Here is a 22,625-nt window from a genome sequence, read left to right as displayed (position 1 = left end):
GGAGTCAGACCCCAGCGGTGATCGGCACCTGCCAGACGAGCTCGGTGCCGCTGGGGGAGCGTGGGCCGATCTCGAGCTGACCGCCGAGCTGGGTCGCGCGGCAGCGGGCGTTCTTGAGCCCGCTCTCCTCGGCCTCCTCGGGGACGCCGCTGCCGTCGTCGCGTACGACCAGCTTGATCTCGTCGTCCTGGAGGGTGAGCTCGATCTGGGCGCTGTGGGCCTGGGCATGCCGGGCGAGGTTGGAGACCGCCTCGCGCAGGACCGGGAGCAGGTGGTTGCGGACCGTCTCGGGCACCGCGGTGTCGACCGGCCCGGTGATCTTGATCTCCGGGGTGAAGTCCATGAAACCGGCGTACTCCCGGACGACCTCGCGCACCTGTGCCCGCAGCGAGGAGGTGTCGTGGTTGCTGAGGTCGAAGATGGAGCCGCGTACGTCCTTGATGGTCTGGTCCAGCGCGTCGACCTGCTCCGAGAGCCGCTTGGGCAGGTTCTCGATCCGCTCCGGGTTGCGGCCCAGGGTCTCGAGATGGAGCCCGATCGCGAAGAGACGCTGGATGACCACGTCGTGCAGGTCGCGGGCGATCCGGTCGCGGTCGGTGATGACCGCGAGGTCGGCCCGGTCCTCGACCGCGCGGAGGCGGTCCAGGGCGAGAGCGGCCTGGCCGGCGAAGCCGAAGAAGAGCTCGCGCTCGTGCTCGTCGTGGGCGGCGCGGGCCTTGTCGTAGATGGCCAGCAGCGCGCCGCGGCCGGCGAGCGAGGAGCGCACCGGCGCCACCACGACGTAGAGCCCGTCGACCTCGAGGTCCAGCGGCTCGATGATGCGGCGGTCGATCAGGAGCGGGACCTTCTCGGTCACCGCGCGGACGCGCTCCTCCTGACCGGGGACGGCCGCGACCCCGGAGACGAGACCGTGCTCGATGCGGGTGCCGGCGCCGACGCCGATCGCCCGCATCAGCGGCAGCGCGGTCTCGCACATCCGCTCGAGCGCGACCATGTGGTCCAGCGGCGGGCTCAGGACGCGGCTGAGCTCCGCGCTCGCCTCGAGCCACTTGCGGCGCTGCTCGCTGAGCTCGAGCTCGCGTACCTTGTCGATCTGGGCGCCCGCGGCACGGGCCAGGGCCACGACGAGCTGCTCGTCGTGGCTGGTGAAGTCGGCGCCGCCTACCTTCTCGGACAGCAGCAGGTGGCCGAAGTCGTGGTCCTTGATCCGCAGCGGCACCTCGATGAACTTCCGCTTGCCGGGATCGCCCGTACGCAGCGCGTGGCTGCCGCCCTCGGAACCGCGCGACGCGACCAGCAGCAGAGGATCGGGAGCGGTGATCCCCCGGGGCCGGGTCGTCGATGCCGGCTCGTCGTCATCTGCACCGTCATCCGCACCGTCATCGGCGCTGTCGTAGGCACTGTCGTAGGCATCGGCGTCGGAATCGAGCCGCGCACGGCGGCCGCGGCTCTTGCCCACGACCTGCAGCGTCGGCTCCTGCTGGTGGCCGTAGGTGATCAGGTCCTGCAGGTTGCCGTCGAGGTCGAGCACGCCGAGAGCGCCGTAGCCGGCTCCGGTCAGCTCGCAGGCGGAGCGCGTGATCCGCTCGAGCATGGCACTCAGGTCGAGCTCGCTCGACATCGCGATGACCGCGTCCAAGAGCGAGCGCGCCGATGGCTCGAGACCGGTCAGGTCCTCGGTCGCGTCGGTGGTCACTTGTCAGAGTCTGTCGTGCCGCACCCGTTCGCGTCCACATATCGGCAACAGTTTCTCCACTGTCTGCCTCAAACTCACGCGAATGCGTGCGTTTGGTCATTCATCGGCGATCTCGCCGTCGACGTAGTGCCACCGTCCGGCACGCACCTCGAACCGGCTGTGCTCGGCGAGCACGCCGGTTCCCGACGGCGTCTCGTACGAGGCCCGGAACGCCACCCAGCCGTGGGTGTCGTCGTCGAGCCCGGATCCCTCGATCTCCAGGCCCGTCCACGTCAGCCGCGGGTCCGGCGCGGCCACGCCGAGATCGTCGGGGCGGGTGCCCGGGTGCCAGGTGCGGAAGATGTAGTCCCAGTCCCCGAGGGCGTACGCCGCGTAGCGGCTGCGCATCAGCTCCTCGGGCGTCTCGGCCAGTGCTCCGCCACGGTGCAGCCGGTGGCAGCACAGCGCGTAACGCCGCCCGCTGCCGCACGGGCACTCCTGCTGGAGGGTCGATCCGGCGGAGGTGCGGCCGAAGGGGGACATGTCTCCATTGTGTACCGGAATGGCTGGAATCCCTTCGTGGGCCCGCAGCGACACGACTATTGTGTGGGGGTGGCTCTCAGGCGCAGGCGGCTCGGGACGGCGGGGGTGCTGTGGTGACGGATGTGACCATCTGTCTGCTGGGCCCTCTGATCGTCACGCGTGCAGGCGAGCCCGTGGAGGTCCCGGGACGACGTCCCCGCACGCTGCTGGCCCTGCTGGCCCTGGAGGCCGGCACCCCGGTCTCCGCCGACCTGCTCGCCGACCGGATCTGGGGCGAGGACCTCCCCGACAACCCGCGCGGCAGCCTGCACACCTACATCGGGCGGCTGCGTCGCGTGCTCGGCAAGGAGGTCGTACGCCGCGCCGCCGGCGGCTACATCCTCGACCTGCCACGCTCGTCGGTGGACGTGCTCGCCTTCATCGACCTGCTCGACGCGGCGGAGGGGCCGCGGGCCTACGAACGGCTCGAGGAGGCCATCGCACTGTGGCGCGCCGATCCGTTCGACGACGCCGCGGGGGAGTCGCTGGCCGAGCGCACCCGTCCGTGGCTGGTCGACCGCTACCTCGCCGCGCTGGAGCGCCGTGCCGAGCTCGACGTCGCCGCCGGCCGGGCCACGAAGGCGGTCGCCGACGTGCGCCGGGTGATCGGCGACCATCCGCTGCGGGAGTCGCTGTGGGTCGTGCTCCTGGACGCGCTGGAGGCCGCGGGGCGTACGGCCGAGGCGCTGGAGGCCTACGAGGAGGTCCGCGGGCGGCTGGCCGACGAGCTCGGCGCCGACCCCGGCGCGGAGCTGCGCTCGACGTTCACCCGGCTGCTGGCGGGTTCCCCGCCGCTTGCTCCGGAGGTCGAGGCGCCCGCGGGCCGGGCGACGGTGCCTGCCCAGCGGGTCTCCGAGGAGGACCTGGTGCCGCGGCAGCTCCCCGCCGACATCTCCAGCTTCTCCGGGCGTACGGCCGAGCTCCGGCTGCTCGACGCGGTGTCGATCTCCCACGACGCCGGCTGGCCGAGCGTGGTCGCCGTGCACGGCATCGGTGCGGTGGGCAAGACCGCGCTGGCGGTGCACTGGGCGCGGACCCGGGCCGAGCACTTTCCCGACGGCCAGCTCTTCATCGACCTGCGCGGCTTCGGTCCGGGTGAGCCGCTCTCGCACGCGCAGGCGCTCACGACCCTGCTGATCGGGCTCGGTGTCGACGTCGCGTCGGTTCCGGGCGAGGTGGACGCGGCATCGGCGCTGCTGCGTACGACCCTCGCGCAGCGGCGCATGCTCCTCGTGCTCGACAACGCCCGTGACTCCGCCCAGGTGCGGCCGCTGCTGCCGGGCGGTGACTCCCTGGTGCTGGTGACCAGCCGCAGCCAGCTGCGTGGCCTGGCCACGCGGGAGGGCGCACGCCGGCTCGCGCTGGACACCCTCGCCCCGGAGGAGTCGGCGGCCTTCCTGAAGCAGCGGCTCGTCGACCGGGCGGCGGACGAGGCGGACGTACGCGCCCTGGCGGACAGGTGCGGACACCTGCCGCTGGCTCTCGCCGTCGCCGCCGAGCGCTGCAGCCGCTACCCGGACCTCTCGCTGTCCGACCTGCTCGCCGAGCTCGACGGCGAGACCAGCCGGCTGGCCGCGCTGGAGGCGCCGCTCGACCCGATCTCCGACCTGCGCGCGGTCTTCTCCTGGTCCTACGACTCCCTCGACGAGGAGTCGCGGCGATCCTTCCGGCTCCTCGGCCTTCGTCCGGGTCACGAGATCGGGATGCCTGCGATGGCGGCGCTCTTCGGCGTCGACATCGCCGCCGCCCGGCGTCTGGTCGACAAGCTTGTCGATGCCAACCTGGTCCGGGAGCAGCGGCCGGGACGCTTCGTGCTCCACGACCTGATCCGCGACTACGCGCTGGAGATGGGCTCCGAGGAGGAGTCCGGGGAGGCGCTCCTGCGCCTGGTGAGCTGGTACACCCACTCCCTGGTCGCGGCCTCCGAGGCCGGCGGCCGGTCCTTCCGGCTGATGAGCCTCGACCCCGTCGTCGCCGGGGTGACACCGCTGAGCTTCGCCACCACCCAGCAGGCCCGCGCCTGGGGCGACCGGGAGTGGCTGACCATGGGCAGCGCCGTACGTCTCGCCGTGCGCGCGGGCCTGCTCGGACCCGCCTACCAGCTGGTCAACAAGATGTTCACCCTCTCGATGCGGCACCCACCCGCCGAGACCCTGCCGCTCCAGGAGCTCGGCCTCGACGCCGCCCTCCGCGCCGGCGAGCACGTCGACGCGGCCTACATCCGCAACCAGGCCGGGATCAGCCGGGCGCGGGCGGGTGACCTGACCCGGGCGATCTCGGAGTTCCGGGCCGCCGCCGCGGTGTTCCGTGAGGCCGGGACTGCGGCCGGTCTGGAGATGGCGCTGTCCAACTGCGGCCAGGCGCTCAGCATGATCGGATCCCTCGACGAGGCCGTCGCCGTCCTCGAGGAGGCCTACGCCGTCGCGGACGCGGCCGGGATGGACGACCGTGCCCGCGGCAGCCTGATCGGGCTGGCCGAGGTCTACGTCCGGATGGAGCGCTACGAGGACGCCGTGCGGCTGGTTGAGGAGGAGATCGGCCACGGGCCGGTCGACGTCGACTCCTCCGCCTCACCACGGATGACCCTGATCGACGCCCTGATCGGCCTGGGTCGCTACGCCGAGGCCGAGAGCCACCTGCGCCCCGAGCTCGCCCACCACGTCGAGGAGCGCAACCGGTGGGCCGAGGCCAACGCCCTCGTACGCCGCGCCCTGATCGAGCGCGAGACCGACCGCGTCGCCCAGGCCCGCGCGACGCTCCACGAGGTCGTCGCGATCCTGGACGAGGTGGGTGAGCTCGACCGCACCGCACTGACCAGGGAGCGGGTCGAGGAGCTGCTCGCCGGCGTCGGACCCGCCCCATCCGAGGATCGGGACGTCGACGCGACGGCCGCCCAGGGGTTGGGCGGCGGCGTAGCGTTGCGTCCGTGACTGCCGCACCCACGATCAGCACCCTCGGCCAGCTCCGCGCGAGCGGCCACGTGTTCAAGTCGCTCCGCGAGGAGATCCGCGACAACCTGCTGGCCAAGCTGGCAGCCGGAGAGGACCCCTGGCCCGGGCTGCACGGGCTGGAGGACACCGTCATCCCCCAGCTCGAGCGTGCCCTGATCGCCGGCCACGACGTCGTCCTGCTGGGCGAGCGTGGCCAGGGCAAGACCAGGCTGCTGCGTACGTTGGTGGGGTTGCTCGACGAGTGGACCCCGGTCATCGCGGGCTCCGAGCTCGGGGAGCACCCCTACGAGCCGGTCTCGGTCGGTTCCCAGCGCGCGGCTGCCGAGCAGGGTGACGCGCTGCCGGTCGCGTGGAAGCACCGCTCCGAGCGCTACGCGGAGAAGCTGGCCACGCCTGACACCTCGGTCGCCGACCTGATCGGCGACGTCGACCCGATGAAGGTCGCCGAAGGACGCTCGCTGGGCGACCCGGAGACGATCCACTTCGGGCTGATCCCGCGCTCCCACCGTGGCATCGTCGCGATCAACGAGCTGCCCGACCTGGCCGAGCGGATCCAGGTGGCGATGCTCAACGTGATGGAGGAGCGCGACATCCAGATCCGCGGCTACGTGCTGCGGCTGCCGCTGGATCTCCTGGTGGTGGCGTCCGCCAACCCGGAGGACTACACCAACCGCGGCCGGATCATCACCCCGCTCAAGGACCGCTTCGGCGCCGAGATCCGCACCCACTACCCGCGCGAGCTCGCCGCGGAGATGGCGGTCATCCGGCAGGAGGCCTCCCTGGTCGCCGACGTACCGGACCACCTCCTCGAGATCCTCGCCGTCTTCACCCGCCACCTGCGTGCCTCCTCCGCGGTCGACCAGCGATCCGGGGTGTCGGCGCGCTTCTCCATCGCGGGTGCGGAGACCGTCGCCGCCGCTGCGCTCCACCGGGCCACCGTGCAGGGGGAGGCCGACGCGGTCGCCCGCATCGTCGACCTGGAGACGGCCGTCGAGGTGCTCTCCGGCAAGATCGAGTTCGAGTCGGGCGAGGAGGGCCGCGAGGCCGACATCCTCACCCACCTGCTGCGTACGGCCATCGCCGAGACCGTCCGCAAGTCCTTCCGCGGCCTCGACTTCGCGCTGCTCATCGACGCCATCGAGGACGGCCGGATGGTCACCACCGGCACCAAGGTCTCCGCCCGCGCCTTCCTGGAGGGCCTCCCGGTCCTGGGCGAGTCCGACCTCTACGACCAGATCGGCGACCGCGTCTACGAGGCCACCGGCGGCCCCAAGAACGACGGCCAGCTGGCCAGTGCCATCGAGCTGGCCCTGGAGGGCCTGTTCCTGGCGAGGAAGATCGGCAAGGACACGGCTGACGGGGAGACGATCTATGGCTGATCCGGCAGGTGGTAGGCCATGAGCCGCTACAAGAAGTACGCCGGGGGCGACCCGCTCGCTCCGCCGGTCGACATCGCCGAGGCGCTGGACGCCATCGGCGAGGACGTGATGTCCGGCTACTCGCCCGAGCGCGCGATGCGGGAGTTCCTGCGGCGCGGCGGACAGGACCAGCGCGGCCTCGACGACCTCGCCCGGCAGGTCGCCGAGAGGCGCCGTGAGCTGCTGCAGCGTCACAACCTCGACGGCACGCTCGAGCAGGTGCGCGAGCTGCTGGACAAGGCCGTCCTCGAGGAGCGCAAGCAGCTCGCCCGCGACGTCACGATGGACGACGGCGACCGCGCGTTCCGGGAGATGCAGATCGACAGCCTCTCGCCGAACACCGCCGCCGCGGTCAGCGAGCTCTCCTCCTACGACTGGACCTCACGCGAGGCCCGCGAGGCCTACGAGGAGATCAAGGACCTGCTCGGCCGCGAGATCCTCGACCAGCGGTTCGCCGGGATGAAGCAGGCGCTCGAAGGCGCCACCGACGAGGACCGTGAGGCGATCGCGGAGATGCTGCGAGACCTCAACCAGCTGCTCGACAAGCACAACCGCGGCGAGGACACCGACGCCGACTTCGACGAGTTCATGGCCAAGCACGGCCAGTACTTCCCGGAGAACCCGCAGAACATCGACGAGCTGCTCGACACCCTCGCGCAGCGCTCGGCGGCGGCCCAGCGGATGCTCAACTCGATGTCGGCCGAGCAGCGACGCGAGCTGATGGAGCTTTCGGCGCAGGCGTTCGGGTCGCCCGCGCTGATGGAGCAGATGGCCCAGCTCGACGCCAACCTCCAGGCGGCGCGGCCGGGCGAGGACTGGTACGGCTCGGAGGAGTTCGGTGGCGGCGAGGGCCTCGGTCTCGGCGACGGCACCGGCGTGCTGCAGGACATCGCCGAGCTCGACCAGCTCTCCGAGCAGCTCCAGCAGTCCTACGCCGGGAGCCGGCTCGACGACATCGACCTCGACGCGCTCTCCCGGCAGCTCGGCGACCAGGCCGCGGTCGACGCGCGCACCCTGCAGGAGCTCGAGCAGGCGCTGCGCGACTCCGGCCAGCTCGAGCGCGGCTCGGACGGCGACCTGAGGCTGACCCCGAAGGCGATGCGCCAGCTCGGCAAGGCCCTGCTCCGCGACGTCGCGCAGCGGCTCTCCGGCCGACAGGGCGAACGCGACCTGCAGCGTGCCGGCGCGGCGGGCGACCTCTCCGGCTCGTCACGGCCCTGGGCCTTCGGTGACACGGAACCCTGGGACGTACCTCGCACGATCACGAACGCCGTCATCCGCGAGGTCGGCGAGGGCCGCCGCGGCCCCGGGGTCCGGCTGACCGTCGACGACATCGAGGTGCAGGAGACGGAGGCGCGTACGCAGGCAGCGGTCGCCCTCCTGGTCGACACCAGCTTCTCGATGGCGATGGACGGCCGGTGGGTGCCGATGAAGCGCACCGCGCTCGCGCTGCACACCCTGATCAGGAGCCGCTTCCGCAACGACGACCTGCAGCTGATCTCGTTCGGGCGCTACGCGCAGACGATGGAGATCGAGAAGCTCACCGCGCTCGACGCGATCTGGGACAAGGGCACCAACCTGCACCACGCGCTGCTGCTGGCCAACCGGCACTTCCGCAAGCACCCGGGTGCCCAGCCGGTGCTGCTCATCGTGACCGACGGCGAGCCCACCGCCCACCTGGAGCCGGGCGGCGACGTCTGGTTCTCCTACCCGCCGCACCCGGTGACGATCGCCAGATCCGTCGAGGAGCTGGAGAACTCACGGCGCCTCGGTGCCCAGACGACCTTCTTCCGCCTCGGTGAGGATCCCGGCCTGGCCCGGTTCATCGACTCCATGGCCCGCCGCGTCGAGGGGCGCGTCGTCGCGCCCGAGCTCGACGACCTCGGCGCCGCCGTGGTCGGGTCGTATCTGGGGGACAGGACGGCGCGGCGTACGTCGAACACCTATGGCGGCTACCCCGATGCGTTCGGCGGTCGTGGCTGGTGGGCCGGCTGAGCGTGCTGGGATGTTCACCGAGTTAACTCGGTGAACATCCGGCCGCGTAGCCTGCGCTCGTGCCCGAGGAGACGCTGAACGTACTTGCCCTTCTCGCTCTCGCGGCCCTGGCCGCCGGATACGTGGACGCCGTGGTCGGCGGAGGTGGGCTGATCCAGCTCCCCGCGCTGCTGTTGTTCCTGCCGGGCGCCGCACCGGTGCAGATCTTGGCGACCAACAAGCTGGCCTCGGTCTTCGGAACCTCGATCAGCGCCGCGACCTACTACCGGCGGGTCGGGCCGGACCCGAAGACCTTCGTCCCGCTCATGGTCCTCGCGTTCGTCGGGTCCGCGCTGGGGGCGGGGGTGGCGTCGTACCTTCCTGAGAAGGTCTTCGAGCCCATCGTGCTGGTCGCGCTGATCCTGGTGGGGGCGTGGGTGCTCTTCAAGCCGTCGCTCGGGGAGGCGACGGAGCTGAAGTTCGACGACCACCGGCACGTGATCGGGGCGATGGTCGTTGGCTTCGCGGTCGGTTTCTACGACGGTGCGCTGGGTCCCGGGACGGGAAGCTTCCTGGTGATCGGGCTGGTCGGCCTGCTCGGCTACTCCTTCCTGGAGGCCAGCGCCAAGGCCAAGATGGCCAACGTCGCCACCAACCTCGCTGCCCTGGTCGTCTTCGTCCCGCAGGGTGCGGTGCTGTGGAAGACCGGTCTGGTGATGGGGGTGTGCAACCTGATCGGCGGCTACCTCGGGGCCCGGACGGCGGTGGCCAAGGGCGCCGGGTTCGTACGCGTCTTCTTCATCGTCGTGGTCGCCGGGTTCATCATCCGCATCGGCGGCAGCGTGCTCGGAGTCTGGTGATGCACTACCTGACCATCGCCCGCGACGGCGCAGCCGAGATCGAGGAGAAGCGGTCGCGGTTCCTGTGCACGCTCGCCCGGGTCGAGGACGAGGCCGACGCGCGGGCGGTGGTCGAGCGGCTCCGCAAGCAGCACTGGGACGCCCGGCACACCTGCTCCGCCTTCCGGATCGGTCCGCCGCCGCAGCCGGTCGAGCGCTCCAACGACGACGGTGAGCCGGCCGGCACCGCGGGCGCCCCGATGCTCGAGGTGCTGCGCGGGGCCGGGGTCTCGGACACGGTCGCGGTGGTGACCCGCTGGTTCGGCGGGACGCTGCTCGGCGCGGGCGGTCTCGTCCGGGCGTACTCTGACGCCGTCCGCGCCGCGTTGGACGAGGTCGGGACGCTCCGGCGGGAGCTCGTTCGCGAGTACGAGATCGAGGTGCCGTACGACGCCGCCGGCCGCCTCGAGACCGACCTGCGATCCTCCGGTGTCGCGGTCCTGGACACCGGCTACGGCGCTGCCGTGACCCTGCGGATCGGGGCCCCGCCGGCCGAGGAGAAACGCCTCGCAGCGCTCGTCGCAGAGCTCACCGCGGGTGCGTCTGCGCTGGTCCCGGGCACGGACCAGTGGGTCGACCTCCCCTGACGTTTGGGAGAATGGCTGGGTGAGCGACCATAGCGAGACGCCCGTGGAACTCCCCGACGGATGGACGACGAAGGTCCCAGACCTCGACGATCTACCCGCACTTCTGAGGCTCCGAGCAGCCGACAAGACACCCTTCGAAGGGTCCGGAAAGGTCGACGCGGACGCCATCACCGGCGAGATCGCCGGCCCCGCCTCCTGGACCCGCCAGCAGCTCGTCGCGGTCGACCCCGACGGCGACATCCGCGCCTGGGCGATCGCCCACGACCGCGCCGCCGGACGCACCCTCGTCTACCTCTACGTCGACCGCACCATCGCCCAGGCGGCCGAGGTCGCCGCCGGGCTCTACGCCTGGCTCGAGGAGCAGGCGCGGGCGATGGCCGAGCTGCGCGGCATCACCGAGTCCCACCTCGACGCCAGCCCGTTCGCCGACGACACCGTGCAGCGCGAGTGGCTGGCGGCGGCGGAGTTCACCAACAGGCGCACCTGGCTGCACATGAGCCGCCCGGTGCTGCCCGACGAGACCGTGCCCCCGCTCCGCGAGGGCGTGACCATCCGACCGGTCGAGACCCACGAGAACGGGATGCCCGTCGCAGCCGACCTGCAGACGGTCCACCAGACCCTGGAGGAGTCCTTCCAGGACCACTTCAACTCCTACCGGGAGAGCTTCCCGGAGTTCGTCCAGCGTCTCCGCGAGGACCCCGGCCACCGTTGGGACCACTGGTGGCTCGCCTATGTGGACGACACGCTGCCCGCCGGCTCACTGGTTGCCTCGGTGCTGCCCGCCAACGCTGCCGGGGTCGAGGGGACGTACGTCGAGTACATCGGTGTCAACCGCAACGCCCGCGGGCGCGGGGTCGCCAAGGGGCTGCTCCACGCCGTCATCGGCGACGCGATCGAGCGCGGCCGCGACCGGGTCTCGCTCGAGGTCGACGCCGACAGCCCCACCGGGGCCGACGGGCTCTACAAGTCGATGGGCTGGGTGACCGACTACGTCACCGAGTCCTGGCACAAGCACGTCACGGTCTGATTGTCTGACGATCAGGCGCCGACCCTTCGACAGGCTCAGGACATCGCGTCGGGGAGCTTGAGGTCCAGCGTCGGCGCCTCGGTGCCGCCGTCTACCTCGAGCAGCTTCCCGGTGACGAACTGGCCGGCCCGAGAGGTCAGGTACACCACCGCGGCGGCGATGTCCTCGGCCTCCCCGATCCGTCTGAGCGGGGTCTTCGCCTCGATCTCGCCACGCATGGTCTCGTCGCCGGCCACGAACTCGAGGGCGCTGGTCAGCACCGAGCCCACGAAGATCCCGTTCACCCGGATCCTCGGCGCCAGGTCGGTCGCGGCCAGCCTGGTCCAGTGCGCCAGCGCCGCCTTCGCGGTCCCGTAGGCGAGATAGCCCCTGCCTGCCGTCCGCCCCATCATCGAGCTGATCGACACCACCGACTGCTGCCCGTCCGGGCTCTTCACCATGTACGGCACCGCCGCCCGCGTCAGCGCGTGCGCCGTGGTCACGTTGAAGTGGAAGGCCTCCTCCAGGTAGCTCTCGTCGGTGTCGAGGAACGTGTTCGGGATCGTCCCACCCACGTTGTTGACCACGATGTCGAGACGCCCGAACTCCTCGTACGCCCGCTCCGCAAGCCCTGCGGTCACAGCCGTGTCGGCCAGGTCCGCCGGCACCACCAGCGCCCGCCGCCCCGCCGCCTCGATCCTCTCGGCGACCGCCCGGAGCTGGCGCTCGGTCCGCGACGCGATCACCACGTCCGCCCCGGCCTCCGCCAGCGCCACCGCCGTCGCCGCCCCGATCCCGCGCCCCGCCCCCGTCACGACCGCCACGTGGTCGGTCAACTCGAATCGTTCAAGAATGCTCATGCTGTCTCCTCAGTCGCGCCGAATCTGTAGAAGCGGCGGCCGAATCTGTAGTTGTGGTGGGCGAATCGGTAGAAGTGGCGGGCGAGACTGCAGGTGTGGCGGCCGAGTCGGTCGTTCCGGCGATCGCCAGAACTGCAGGCTCGCTCGCCATTTCTGCAGTCTCGGCCACCAAAGGTGCGGTTTCGGCGTCCACAACCACCTACTCGGCTGAGACGAGGCCGCGGCCGGTGATCAGCGGGAGGTCGAGAGGGGAGACCAGGCCGGGGGAGGCGGCGACGACGGCGGGGATGGCGTTGACCAGGCGCTGGGCGGTGACGATCATCCCGGAGACGTTGTGGTCGCCGTGCTCGCCGTGGTGGCTGAACTCGACGGTCATCGACGGCTCGCCGGTGATCTCGATGCGGTAGCAGCCGTCGCCGGTCGCGGGGACAGGCCAGTCGGGGTCGGAGCCGGCGTCGGTGCGGGTGACGTGCTCGAGGGTGATGCGGGGGATGCCGTCGACGGTGCCGGTGACGGTGAAACGTACGGAGCCCTGGGTGCCCTCGGCGATGTCGACCGACACGGTCTTGGTGTCCTTGACCGCCGGGCGGCGCTCGACGTGCTCGACGAGCGGCTCGTCGAGGGTCACCCCGAGACCGGCGGCGAGCACCCGGACGACGGGACCCCAGGCGGTGCTCAGCACGCCCGGCTCCCACAGGAACGGCTTGTCCTCCAGCGAGCCCCCGAAGCCGAAGAGATCCTTCATGACGACGGGCTGGTAGTAGGTCGAGTAGTCGGCGATCTCGCTGACCCGGAGATGGTCGATCCGCTGCGAGAGCGAGGTCAGCACCAGAGGCAGGACGTCGTTGGCGAAGCCGGGGTCGATGCCGTTGACGTGCAGCGACGCGCCACCCTCCCGCCCGGCCTCGTCGATCCCGGCGATCATCTCGTCAGGCAGCGTGCCTTGCGGGTGTACCAGGATCACGGGTCCGGAGGAGACGACGTTGACCCCGTTCCGGATGAGCTCGGTGAGATCGGAGATCGCCTCGAAGACCCGGTCGTCGGTCATCGCGGCGTGGACGACGCAGTCCGGCGCGAGCGCGATCAGCTCGTCGCGAGAGGTGGTCGCGGCCACCCCGAGAGTCCGCCCCAGCCCCGCCAGCTCCCCGGCGTCGACCCTGGCCTTCGCCGGCGTCGAGGTCCACACCCCGACCAGCTCCAGGTCCGGATGCGCATCGACCCCCGCGATCGCATGGCGTCCCACCGTCCCGGTGGACCAGACGACGACTCTGAGCGGCTTCTCGGGACTTCCAGCGGCGAAGGACATGCCGCCAAATCTAGAACGCGTTACAGTTTCGCGAAAGTGATTCGCCGAGGAAACTCGCCGCCGTTACGTTGACGCCCATGACCGAGGCACTCTTCGAGGACACCCGCCATCCGACCGGCGCCCCCTACGTCGCGGACGAGTCCACGACGCTGCGTACGTTCCTCGACTTCCATCGGGCGACCCTGCTCAGGCAGGTCGCGGGCCTCGACCACGAGCAGCTCAACCGGCCCTTCCCGCCCACGACCATGACCCTGGCGGGACTCCTCAAGCACATGGCGTACGTGGAGGACGTCTGGTTCGGCGTACGCCTGGCCGGCAACGTCCCGGTCCCGCCGTTCGACACGGCTCCCTGGGACGACGACCAGGACTGGGACTTCACCAGCGCCTCCGAAGACGACCCCGACCAGCTGCGCACACTGCTTCGCGAGGCGATCGCTCGCTCCAACGAGCTCACCGACGCCGCCGGCTCTCTCGACCACATCGCGGCCGGAAGGAGCCGTGACGGCCAGGAGATCAGCCTGCGCTGGATCCTGGTCCACATGATCGAGGAGTACGCCCGCCACTGCGGCCACGCCGACCTGATTCGCGAGGCCATCGACGGAAGGACGGACATCTGATGCAGATCCGCGAGGCGACGGCCGCGGACTGGCCGCACATCTACCCGTTCTGGTCCGAGATCGTGGAGGCGGGGGAGACCTACGCCTATCCGCTCGGTGCCACCTCCGAGGAGGCCCGAGAGATGTGGATGTACGACCACGTCGTCGTCGCGGTCGAGGGCGATGCCCAGGACGAGAAGATCCTGGCCAGCGCCAAGATGGGCCCGAACCGCCCGGGCCGCGGCAGCCACATCGGCACCGCCTCGTTCATGGTCTCCTCGGCAGCCCGCGGCAAGGGCGTCGGCCGAGCCCTCGGCGACTACTGCGTGCAGTGGCACAAGGACAACGGCTTCCACGGCATCCAGTTCAACGCGGTCGTGGAGACCAACACCACCGCCGTACGCCTGTGGAAGTCCCTCGGGTTCCAGATCATCGGGACCGTCCCGGACGCGTTCGACTCGAGGTCGCACGGCCGGGTCGGCCTCCACGTGATGTATCTGCCGCTGACCTGACCTCAGGCCGTCGCGGGGAAGGGGATGCCCGTGTTCGCGTGGCAGCGGTAGCCGTTGGGCACGCGGTCGAGGTACTGCTGGTGCGCCGGCTCGGCGGCGTAGAAGGTGGGCACCTCGCGGATCTCGGTGGTGATCTCGCCGTAGCCACGCTTGGTGATCTCGGCACCGTAGACCTTGGTGAGCTCCTCAGCGGTCTCCCGCTGCGCGTCGGAGACGTAGTAGAGCGCCGAGCGGTACTGCGTACCGACGTCGTTGCCCTGCCGCATGCCCTGCGTCGGGTCGTGCACCTCGAAGAACTTCTTCACCAGGTCGGCGTAGGAGACCACGGTGGGGTCGAAGACCACCCGGACCGCCTCGGTGTGGTTGGTCTGGCCGCTGCAGACCTCCTCGTAGGTCGGGTTGGCGGTCGTGCCGCCCTGATACCCGACAGCGGTCGAGTAGACCCCCGGCGTCTGCCAGAAGATCTCCTCGGCACCCCAGAAACAGCCGAGACCGAAGTACGCCACCTCGGCCCCCTCCGGGGCGGTCCCGTCCTCAGGGGAGGCGAGCAGGGGAGTGCCGAGGACCCGGTGCTTCGCAGGCAGCTCGAAGAGCGCCTGGTCGCGCCCGGCGAGCGTGCGGTCCTCGGGGAAGAGCTGAGTCGGTCGGCCGAACATGCGGAACCTCCATTGGTCGGGTTGTCTACCAGTCTCCAACACAGTTCGACGCGCGAACGTTCCCGGATGGGCCGCGCGGCGAGATCGGACGTAGGCTCGGACCGTGAGCGAGCAGCAGCACCTCGGCAAGGCCGGTTTCGAGACCAAGGCGATCCACGCGGGCTACGAGCCCGACCCGACGACGGGTGCGGTGATCCCGCCGATCTACGCCACCACGACCTACAAGCAGGACGGCGTCGGCGGCCTGCGCAACGGCTATGAGTACAGCCGCTCCGCCAACCCGACCCGCACCGCGCTCGAGGGCGCGCTGGCCGCGGTCGAGGACGGCGAGAAGGGGTTCGCCTTCGCCTCTGGTCTGGCGGCCGAGGACACCCTGATCCGCAGCCTGATGCGCCCCGGTGACCACATGGTCATCCCCGACGACGCCTACGGCGGCACCCACCGCCTCATCGACAAGGTCGAGAGCCAGTGGGGCATCGCCCACACGCCGGCCCAGGTCGCCGACGTCGACGCCGTCGCGGCCGCGATCCAGCCCGGCAAGACCAAGGTGGTCTGGGTCGAGACGCCGACCAACCCGTTGCTCAACATCGCCGACATCTCGGCCCTGGCCACCGTCGCCCACGAGGCCGGCGCCCGGCTGGTGGTCGACAACACCTTCGCCAGCCCCTACCTGCAGCAGCCGCTCACCCTGGGCGCCGACGTGGTGGTGCACTCCACGACCAAGTACGTCGGAGGCCACTCCGACGTCGTCGGCGGCGCCGTGGTCGTCCGCGACCTCGAGCTCGCCGACAAGATCGGCTACCTCCAGAACGCCGCCGGCGCGATCGCCGACCCGTTCGGCGCCTGGCTGACCCTGCGCGGCCTCAAGACCCTGGCCGTACGCATGGACCGCCACTGCGACAACGCCGAGCGCGTCGCCGACTTCCTGACCTCGCACCCGAAGGTCGGCGAGGTCATCTACCCCGGTCTGGAGACCCACCCCGGCCACACCGTCGCCCAGAAGCAGATGAAGCGCTTCGGCGGCATGGTCTCCTTCAGGGTGACCGGCGGTGAGGCCCAGGCGCTCGCGGTCTGCGAGCGCACCAAGATCTTCACGCTGGGCGAGTCGCTCGGCGGCGTCGAGAGCCTGATCGAGCACCCGGGCAAGATGACCCACGCCAGCGTCGCCGGCACCGACCTCGAGGTGCCGGCCGACCTGGTCCGGCTCTCCGTCGGCATCGAGTACGCCGAGGACCTGGTCGCGGACCTCGAGCAGGCCCTTGACCAGAGCTGACGCGCCACAGACCGCGGTCTGCGTCGACTTCGGCTCCACCTGGACCAAGGCTCTCCACGTCGATCTCGTCTCGGGCGAGGTCCTCGGGTCCGCGAGCGCGCCGACGTCGCTGCACGAGGTGATGGAGGCGTACGACGCCTGCCTGGTGACCCTCGCCGAGGCCGACCCGCGGGCGACGACGGCCGAGATCCTGGCCTGCTCCTCGGCGGGCGGCGGGCTGCGGATCGCCGTGGTCGGCAACGAGGAGCTGGTGACCGCCGAGGCCGGTCGGCGGGTGGCGCTGTCCAGCGGCGGCAAGGTCGTCGCGGTGATCGCGACCGCTGGCCGTGAGGCCGAGGGTGACCTGGGGGCCACGCTCAGCTCCACGACCCCTGATCTGGTGCTGCTGACGGGTGGCACCGACGGCGGCAACCGGGACGCCATCGTCTCCGCCGCGCGCGAGCTGGCCGCGGCCGGCTGGCGCGGGCCGGTCGTCGTGGCGGGCAACCGCGATGCCAACCCCGAGATCGACGAGATCCTGGCCGACGTGCCCCATGTGACCTGCGAGAACGTGGTTCCCAAGATCGGCGTGCTCGCGCCCGAGAGCGCCCGCGCGGCCGTCCGGGAGATGTTCCTCGAGCACGTGATCGGCGGCAAGAACCTCAGCAGCCGGGCGGACTTCCGGCGGATCGTCCAGGGCGCGACCCCCGATGTGGTCCTCCAGGGCGTCGAGACGCTGGCCGAGGTGCTCGGCGAGGACGTGGTCGTCGTCGACGTCGGCGGCGCCACGACCGACGTGCACAGCGTGGTCCGCCCCGATCCCGAGGCCGAGCACGTCCGCGAGGAGGTCGTCGCGGTCACTCCGGTGACCCGCACGGTCGAGGGCGATCTGGGGATGCGCTGGTCGGCCCCGACCACCCTCGATGCCGCCGACCACGGCGACCCGTCCCTGGCCGAGTCCGATCTGTCCGGTGAGGTCGACTACCGGCGCAACCACCCCGGTTGGCTGCCGCGCACCGAGCAGGACAAGGACATCGACGAGCTCCTGGCGAGGATCGCGATCTGCACCGCGCTGCAGCGCCACGCCGGACGGTCCCGGGTCGTGCTGTCCCCGAGCGGCAAGGTCATCGAGCGCACCGGCACCGACCTGCGCCGGGTCGGCGTGGTGATCGGCTCCGGCGGCGTACTGCGGCATGGGCGTCCGCACATCGAGGACCGCGTCATGCGCTGGTCGGCGCGCGGCGGGTGGCAGCTTCCGGAGGCGCCGCTGCGGACGGTCGACAGCGACTACGTGCTCGCCGCGGTGGGCCTGCTCGCGCGGTCGCACCCGGCCACGGCACGCCACCTTGCGACCCACCTCACACCCTCCCGGTAGCCTCTGTCAGGTGACGGATCAGGGGGATGCACCCGGCGGCGAGAAGTCGACCGCGAAGGAGAGTTTCGAGCGGATGACGGGTGCGTTCAGACGCAACCGCGAGGCGCGTGAGGCCCATCGTCTGGCCCAGCGCCAGGCGCAGGAGGAGGCCGACGCGCGGGAGTCCGCGGAGGTGGCCAAGGAGGCCGCCGCCGAGGCTCGCGAGTCGGCCGAGAACTTCGCGCTGCGCCTCGTCAACCAGTTCGAGCGTCTGCGCGAGGGGCGCCAGGAGCAGCTGGCCGCTCCCGAGCCGGTGACGGCTCCGACCTCCGCGAGCCGGACCAACGTCCCCTACGGCGTCGAGATGGCGGCCCAGTGGGGCTGGCGGTTCCTGGTCATCGTCGCGGCCGGCTATCTGATCGTCCGCGCTCTCGGCTTCCTCAGCATCGTCGTGGTCCCGGTGGTGATCGCCCTCCTGATCGCCGCGCTCGTCTCCCCGGTGGTCGACGGCCTGGCCCGGGTGGGCCTCAAGCGGAGCATCTCGGCGCTCTTCGTGGTGATCGGGGTGCTCGCGGCGGTCATCGCCATGCTCAGCTTCGCCGGCACCCAGGTCGCCAACGGCTTCACCGACCTGGCCGGGCAGACCGTCAAGGCGCTCGACGAGATCCGCGACTGGCTGATCAACGGGCCGTTCCACGCGAGCGAGACCCAGATCGACACCTGGCTCAACACGGTGCAGACCACCGTGGAGGACTGGGCGGCGGCGTACGCCTCCAACCCGTTCTCCCGGGTCAGCGAGGTCGGCGGGGTCGCCCTCGACGTCTTCGCCGGCCTGTTCATCGTGCTCTTCTCCACCTACTTCTTCTGCGCCGAGGGCGAGCGGATCTGGGGCTGGCTGGTGCGGCTCGCGCCGCGGGCGGCCCGCAGCCGGATGGACAGCTCGGGCCGGGTCGCATGGGTCTCGCTGACCCAGTTCACCCGCGCCACGGTGATCGTCGCCGCGGTCGATGCGGTCGGCATCATGATCATCGCCGCGGCGCTGCAGATCCCGTTCGTGGTGGCGATCGGCGTGCTCGTCTTCCTGAGCTCCTTCGTGCCGCTGATCGGTGCCACCGTCGCGGGCGCGGTCGCCGTGCTCGTCGCGCTGGTGTCCCAGGGACCGGTGACGGCACTGCTGATGCTCGGTGGCGTGATCCTCGTCCAGCAGCTCGAGGCCCACGGCCTGCAGCCGTTCCTGCTCGGCCGCTGGGTCCGGGTCCACCCGCTCGGCGTCATCCTCGCGGTCGCCACCGGCATCGTGCTCGGTGGCGTGGCCGGTGCGCTCGTGGCGGTGCCGCTCGTGGCCGCTCTCAACGCGGTGGCCAACCACCTGACCGCGGTCCCGGCCACGGCTTCGGCCACGACGTCGACCGCGGCATCGGCCACGGCCGCTCCGCCGACGTCGCCACCGCCCTCGGCGCCGGCCACCGGCCCGACGTCCCCACCCCCACCGAGCCCAGGAGCAGGCGGTGCCTGAGATGCACGCTCAGCCGACGTACGACGAGATCCTCGAGGCCCGCGAGCTGCTGCGCGACCACATCACCGAGACCCCGGTCCAGGGGTCTCGCTGGCTCACCGACATCGTCGGCGACAAGGTCGTCCTCAAGTGCGAGAACCTGCAGCGTACGGGCTCCTTCAAGGCCCGTGGAGCCTTCGTACGCATCGCCCGGCTGCCCGAGGACCAGCGCAAGAACGGGGTGGTGGCCGCGAGTGCGGGCAACCACGCCCAGGGGGTCGCGCTGGCGGCGACCACCCTCGGCATCCCGTCGACCGTGTTCATGCCCGAGGGAGCGCCGATCCCGAAGGAGAAGGCCACCCGCGCCTACGGCGCGGACGTGATCTTCGAGGGCCAGTACGTCGACCAGTGCCTCGATGCCGCGATGGCCTTCGCCGCGCGCACCGGCGCCGTGATGATCCACCCCTTCGACCATCCCGACGTGGTCGCGGGCCAGGGCACGATCGGGCTCGAGATCCTCGAGCAGGCCCCCGACGTGAAGACGGTGGTCATCCCGCTCGGCGGGGGCGGCCTCCTGGCCGGTGCGGCGCTCGCGATCAAGGCGAAGCACCCTGACGTGAAGGTGATCGGCGTGCAGGCGGAGACCGCCGCCGCCTACCCGGTCTCGCTGCGCGAGGGCCGTCCGATCCGGCTCGACAAGATGCCGACGATGGCCGACGGCATCGCCGTCGGGCTGCCGGGGGAGACCAACTTCCCGATGATCCAGTCCTACGTCGACGAGATCCGCACCGTCTCGGAGGAGTCGATCTCGAGCGCGCTGCTCGCGCTCGTCGAGCGGGCCAAGCTGGTCGTCGAGCCCGCGGGAGCCGTGGGAGTCGCCGCCCTGATGGACGCGCCCGAGGCCTTCGAGGGGCCGGTCGTGGTGGTGCTCTCCGGGGGCAACATCGACCCGCTCCTGCTCGGCAAGGTGATCCAGCACGGCATGACGCTGGCCGGGCGCTATCTGCCGGTCGCGGTCACGATCCCCGACCAGCCCGGCGCGCTGGCCACCTTGCTCTCGGTGATCGGCGACACCGGCGCCAACGTCATGGAGGTCGTGCACTCGCGCACCAACCCCGGGCTGAGGCTGGCCGAGGTCGGCGTGCAGCTCCAGCTGGAGACCCGCGGCCAGAACCACGCCGAGCGCGTCCTCGAACAGCTGCGCAGCAAGGGCTATCCCGCTGTCAGTCCCTGACGTTCCGGGGAGCGGTCTCGAGGCCAGATTGAGCAACGTTTCGGTCGCGAACTGTCTCCGGGTGTGGTTGCCTTGTTAAACTGAACGTTCTGACAATCTCCCGCAGAACGTTCCGCTGGGTGAACTACGCCCGCACAGCAGGGAGAAAAGGCGCCGGTTGATGGGGGTTGACCGGCGCCCCTTACCTATTCACTACCCATCAGGAGTAACTCGCTATGACTCAGTCGACCGAGACCACGGCTGCCACGATCTGGCTCAGCAAGGGTGCATTCGACAAGCTCACCGCGGAGTTGGAATACCTGAAGGGCCCCCGGCGCCAGGAGATCCTCGCCGAGATCAGCTCCGCCCGCGACGAAGGTGACCTCAAGGAGAACGGCGGCTACCACGCCGCTCGTGAGGAGCAGGGCAAGCTCGAGGGTCAGATCCAGCAGCTCGAGGCGTTGCTCCGCAAGGCGGACACGACGGTCCCCGAGGACGACGACGTCGTCTCGGTCGGCAAGCTGGTCACGTTCAAGTTCGAGGGCGATGACGACGACGAGGCCGAGACCCGTCTGATCGCCTCGATCGAGATGAAGGACTACGCCGGCGGCGTCGAGATCTCCTCCGCCGCCTCGCCGATCGGTGCTGCCCTCATCGGCGCCCGCGTCGGTGACACGGTGACCTACGAGGGTCCTCGCGGGCCGCTCAAGGTCGAGATCCTCAAGACCGAGGTCTACACCGGCTGATCCACATCGGTGACTGCGCGGTCACTCGACCGTGCAGTCACCCCACTCGACCCGCAGCGCGCGGCGCTCGGTCGGGACGGTGATCGTCTGACGCCCCTCGGCGGCGGTGAACTCGAGGTGGCCGACCTTCTCCTCCTGGTCGTCCTCGGCCTCGACGGTGCAGACCGGCTTCGCGTCCTTGTCGTGGAGGCGTACGACGAAGGTCACCTCGACCTCGTTCTCGCTGACCGCCTCCCACTTCTCCAGCCCGGAGGAGACCTCGGGGTGCAGCGCGAGCCACAGCGCCCAGCCGAACCAGCCGACGACGGCGACCAGGGCGAGGATCAGCGCGATCATGAGTACGCCGGGACGACGGCGCGGGCCGCGACCGTAGCGGGTCGCGATGCGGGAATCTTCGGCTGACGGCGTGCTCACCAGGCCATGGTCCCATCCTGCCGGAGCAGACCGCACATCCGTCCCCGCGGCCTACCACGAAAGTTGTCCGCGGAGTGGGAGCGGGTAACCGAAACGTGAGACGGGGCGTGGTTAGGATTGAACCCATGCCAGAGCAGCTCCAGCAGGCCTTCCGCCTGATGCACGTGCACGCGCACCCCGACGACGAGTCGAGCAAGGGCGCCGGGATCACGGCGAAGTACGTCGCCGAGGGTGTCGACGTCCATGTCGCGACGTGTACGGGTGGCGAGCGGGGCGACATCCTCAACCCGAAGATGGAGCGCCCGGGGATCCTGGAGAACATCCACGAGATCCGCCGCGAGGAGATGCATCGCGCCCGCGACATCCTCGGCATCAAGCAGGACTGGCTGGGCTTCGTCGACTCGGGCTGGGTCGAGGAGTTCATGGAGGTCAAGGATGTGGCGGCCAAGGACTGGTCGCTGCTCCCCGAGGGCTGCTTCGGCCGGATGCCGCTCGAGGTGAGCACGCGCCGGCTCGTCGAGATCATCCGCTCGTTCCGGCCGCACGTGGTCACGACGTACGACGAGAACGGGGGCTACCCGCACCCCGACCACATCATGTGCCACCGGGTCTCGGTGGAGGCGTTCCGGGCGGCGGGCGACCCCGACCTGTTCCCGGACGCGGGCGAGCCGTGGCAGCCGCTGAAGCTCTACTACAGCCACACCTTCAACTACCCGCGCATGGTCGCCCTGCACGAGGCGATGAAGAGCCACGGGCTCAGCTCGCCCTACGAGGAGCGCCTCGAGGACTGGAAGCCTGACCCGGGCTGGGACGAGCGGGTCACCACGAAGGTGGAGTGCGCCGACTTCTTCGGCGTACGTGACCAGGCGCTGCTCGCGCACGCCACCCAGATCGACCCCGACGGCCCCTGGTTCGCGGTGCCCCGGGAGATCGAGAAGGAGGCCTGGCCGACCGAGGACTACGAGCTGGTGACCTCCTACGTGCCGGTGCCCGAGGCCGAGAAGCGCCAGGAGACCGATCTGTTCGCAGGCCTCGACCGCTCCACCGCCGACGACGAGGGCAAGGCCGCGGTCGGCCGCGAGATCAGCTTCGGCAAGGTGATCACCGCCTGAGCGGGCTGAGCCCGGGC

At 70.7% G+C, this 22,625-nt stretch carries 20 protein-coding genes; 14 read left to right on the top strand and 6 right to left on the bottom strand.

Annotated features, from left to right (window positions below; genetic code table 11):
• Positions 1-4: 4 nt before the first annotated feature.
• Both HD557_RS29075 and HD557_RS20580 read right to left on the bottom strand, forming a co-directional pair.
• On the bottom strand, positions 5-1,696 hold the full coding sequence (locus HD557_RS29075; protein WP_196875256.1) for a sensor histidine kinase: 1,692 nt from the start codon (positions 1,694-1,696) through the stop codon (positions 5-7).
• A gap of 96 nt (positions 1,697-1,792) precedes the next feature.
• On the bottom strand, positions 1,793-2,218 hold the full coding sequence (locus tag HD557_RS20580; protein ID WP_196875255.1) for a YchJ family protein: 426 nt from the start codon (positions 2,216-2,218) through the stop codon (positions 1,793-1,795).
• A 113-nt stretch (positions 2,219-2,331) separates the two neighbouring features.
• Here HD557_RS20580 and HD557_RS20575 point away from each other — a divergent pair, with 113 nt between their 5' ends.
• The 6 genes from HD557_RS20575 to HD557_RS20550 are packed head-to-tail and all read left to right on the top strand — an operon-like array spanning position 2,332 to position 11,113.
• Positions 2,332-5,187 carry an AfsR/SARP family transcriptional regulator gene (locus tag HD557_RS20575; protein ID WP_196875253.1) on the top strand — a complete coding sequence of 952 codons (2,856 nt, stop codon included), beginning with the start codon at positions 2,332-2,334 and terminating at the stop codon, positions 5,185-5,187.
• Complete coding sequence (locus HD557_RS20570) at positions 5,184-6,587, top strand: AAA family ATPase (RefSeq protein ID WP_196875251.1); 1,404 nt, start codon at positions 5,184-5,186, stop codon at positions 6,585-6,587. Before HD557_RS20575 ends, HD557_RS20570 begins: the two co-directional genes overlap by 4 nt.
• 18 nt (positions 6,588-6,605) lie before the next feature.
• Positions 6,606-8,621, top strand: a complete 2,016-nt coding sequence (locus tag HD557_RS20565) for a vWA domain-containing protein (RefSeq protein WP_196875250.1) — start codon at positions 6,606-6,608, stop codon at positions 8,619-8,621.
• 59 nt (positions 8,622-8,680) lie between these two features.
• Positions 8,681-9,460 (top strand): TSUP family transporter, encoded by a 780-nt coding sequence (locus HD557_RS20560; protein WP_008359260.1) that lies wholly within the window; start codon positions 8,681-8,683, stop codon positions 9,458-9,460.
• Complete coding sequence (locus HD557_RS20555) at positions 9,460-10,086, top strand: YigZ family protein (protein ID WP_040755313.1); 627 nt, start codon at positions 9,460-9,462, stop codon at positions 10,084-10,086. Before HD557_RS20560 ends, HD557_RS20555 begins: the two co-directional genes overlap by 1 nt.
• Before the next feature lie 19 nt (positions 10,087-10,105).
• Positions 10,106-11,113, top strand: coding sequence for a GNAT family N-acetyltransferase (locus HD557_RS20550; RefSeq protein WP_040755312.1), 1,008 nt, complete (start codon positions 10,106-10,108; stop codon positions 11,111-11,113).
• 35 nt (positions 11,114-11,148) lie between these two features.
• Here the strand turns inward: HD557_RS20550 and HD557_RS20545 are convergent, their stop codons facing one another.
• Positions 11,149-11,952 carry an SDR family oxidoreductase gene (locus HD557_RS20545; protein ID WP_196875249.1) on the bottom strand — a complete coding sequence of 268 codons (804 nt, stop codon included), beginning with the start codon at positions 11,950-11,952 and terminating at the stop codon, positions 11,149-11,151.
• A 199-nt stretch (positions 11,953-12,151) separates the two neighbouring features.
• Positions 12,152-13,258, bottom strand: a complete 1,107-nt coding sequence (locus HD557_RS20540; RefSeq protein WP_196875248.1) for an NAD(P)H-dependent amine dehydrogenase family protein — start codon at positions 13,256-13,258, stop codon at positions 12,152-12,154.
• 77 nt (positions 13,259-13,335) lie between these two features.
• On the opposite strand from HD557_RS20540, the gene HD557_RS20535 reads away from it, so the two are divergent.
• Together HD557_RS20535 and HD557_RS20530 are read left to right on the top strand one after the other, a co-directional pair.
• Positions 13,336-13,875 (top strand): DinB family protein, encoded by a 540-nt coding sequence (locus tag HD557_RS20535; protein WP_196875247.1) that lies wholly within the window; start codon positions 13,336-13,338, stop codon positions 13,873-13,875.
• Positions 13,875-14,366 carry a GNAT family N-acetyltransferase gene (locus tag HD557_RS20530; protein WP_196875246.1) on the top strand — a complete coding sequence of 164 codons (492 nt, stop codon included), beginning with the start codon at positions 13,875-13,877 and terminating at the stop codon, positions 14,364-14,366. The genes HD557_RS20535 and HD557_RS20530 overlap by 1 nt, the downstream gene beginning before the upstream one ends.
• Positions 14,367-14,368: 2 nt before the next feature.
• On the opposite strand, the gene msrA is transcribed toward HD557_RS20530, so the two are convergent.
• On the bottom strand, positions 14,369-15,022 hold the full coding sequence (gene msrA, locus HD557_RS20525; protein WP_196875245.1) for a peptide-methionine (S)-S-oxide reductase MsrA: 654 nt from the start codon (positions 15,020-15,022) through the stop codon (positions 14,369-14,371).
• 103 nt (positions 15,023-15,125) lie between these two features.
• Between msrA and HD557_RS20520 the strand changes: the two genes are divergently transcribed.
• The 5 genes from HD557_RS20520 to greA all read left to right on the top strand — a co-directional run bounded on the left by HD557_RS20520 (position 15,126) and on the right by greA (position 21,082).
• Positions 15,126-16,295 carry a cystathionine gamma-synthase gene (locus HD557_RS20520; RefSeq protein ID WP_008359243.1) on the top strand — a complete coding sequence of 390 codons (1,170 nt, stop codon included), beginning with the start codon at positions 15,126-15,128 and terminating at the stop codon, positions 16,293-16,295.
• Complete coding sequence (locus tag HD557_RS20515; protein WP_196875244.1) at positions 16,282-17,649, top strand: glutamate mutase L; 1,368 nt, start codon at positions 16,282-16,284, stop codon at positions 17,647-17,649. Before HD557_RS20520 ends, HD557_RS20515 begins: the two co-directional genes overlap by 14 nt.
• A 10-nt stretch (positions 17,650-17,659) precedes the next feature.
• The gene (locus HD557_RS20510) at positions 17,660-19,144 is read left to right on the top strand and encodes an AI-2E family transporter (RefSeq protein WP_307785670.1); all 1,485 of its coding nucleotides are present in this window, start codon (positions 17,660-17,662) and stop codon (positions 19,142-19,144) included.
• 1 nt (position 19,145) lies between these two features.
• Positions 19,146-20,357 carry a threonine ammonia-lyase gene (gene ilvA / locus HD557_RS20505; RefSeq protein ID WP_196876485.1) on the top strand — a complete coding sequence of 404 codons (1,212 nt, stop codon included), beginning with the start codon at positions 19,146-19,148 and terminating at the stop codon, positions 20,355-20,357.
• Between the two features lie 215 nt (positions 20,358-20,572).
• The gene (greA, locus tag HD557_RS20500) at positions 20,573-21,082 is read left to right on the top strand and encodes a transcription elongation factor GreA (protein ID WP_008359238.1); all 510 of its coding nucleotides are present in this window, start codon (positions 20,573-20,575) and stop codon (positions 21,080-21,082) included.
• A 21-nt stretch (positions 21,083-21,103) separates the two neighbouring features.
• Here the strand turns inward: greA and HD557_RS20495 are convergent, their stop codons facing one another.
• Positions 21,104-21,496, bottom strand: a complete 393-nt coding sequence (locus HD557_RS20495; RefSeq protein ID WP_040755310.1) for a DUF4307 domain-containing protein — start codon at positions 21,494-21,496, stop codon at positions 21,104-21,106.
• Between the two features lie 125 nt (positions 21,497-21,621).
• Here HD557_RS20495 and mca point away from each other — a divergent pair, with 125 nt between their 5' ends.
• Positions 21,622-22,608: a mycothiol conjugate amidase Mca gene (mca, locus tag HD557_RS20490; protein ID WP_008359236.1), complete on the top strand. Its 987-nt coding sequence runs from the start codon at positions 21,622-21,624 to the stop codon at positions 22,606-22,608.
• Positions 22,609-22,625: the final 17 nt, after the last annotated feature.

Source organism: Nocardioides luteus (genome assembly GCF_015752315.1).
Classification (GTDB): domain Bacteria; phylum Actinomycetota; class Actinomycetes; order Propionibacteriales; family Nocardioidaceae; genus Nocardioides.
The sequence above is the reverse complement of the archived record's forward strand: the minus strand, read 5'-3'. Positions and strand labels throughout refer to the sequence as shown.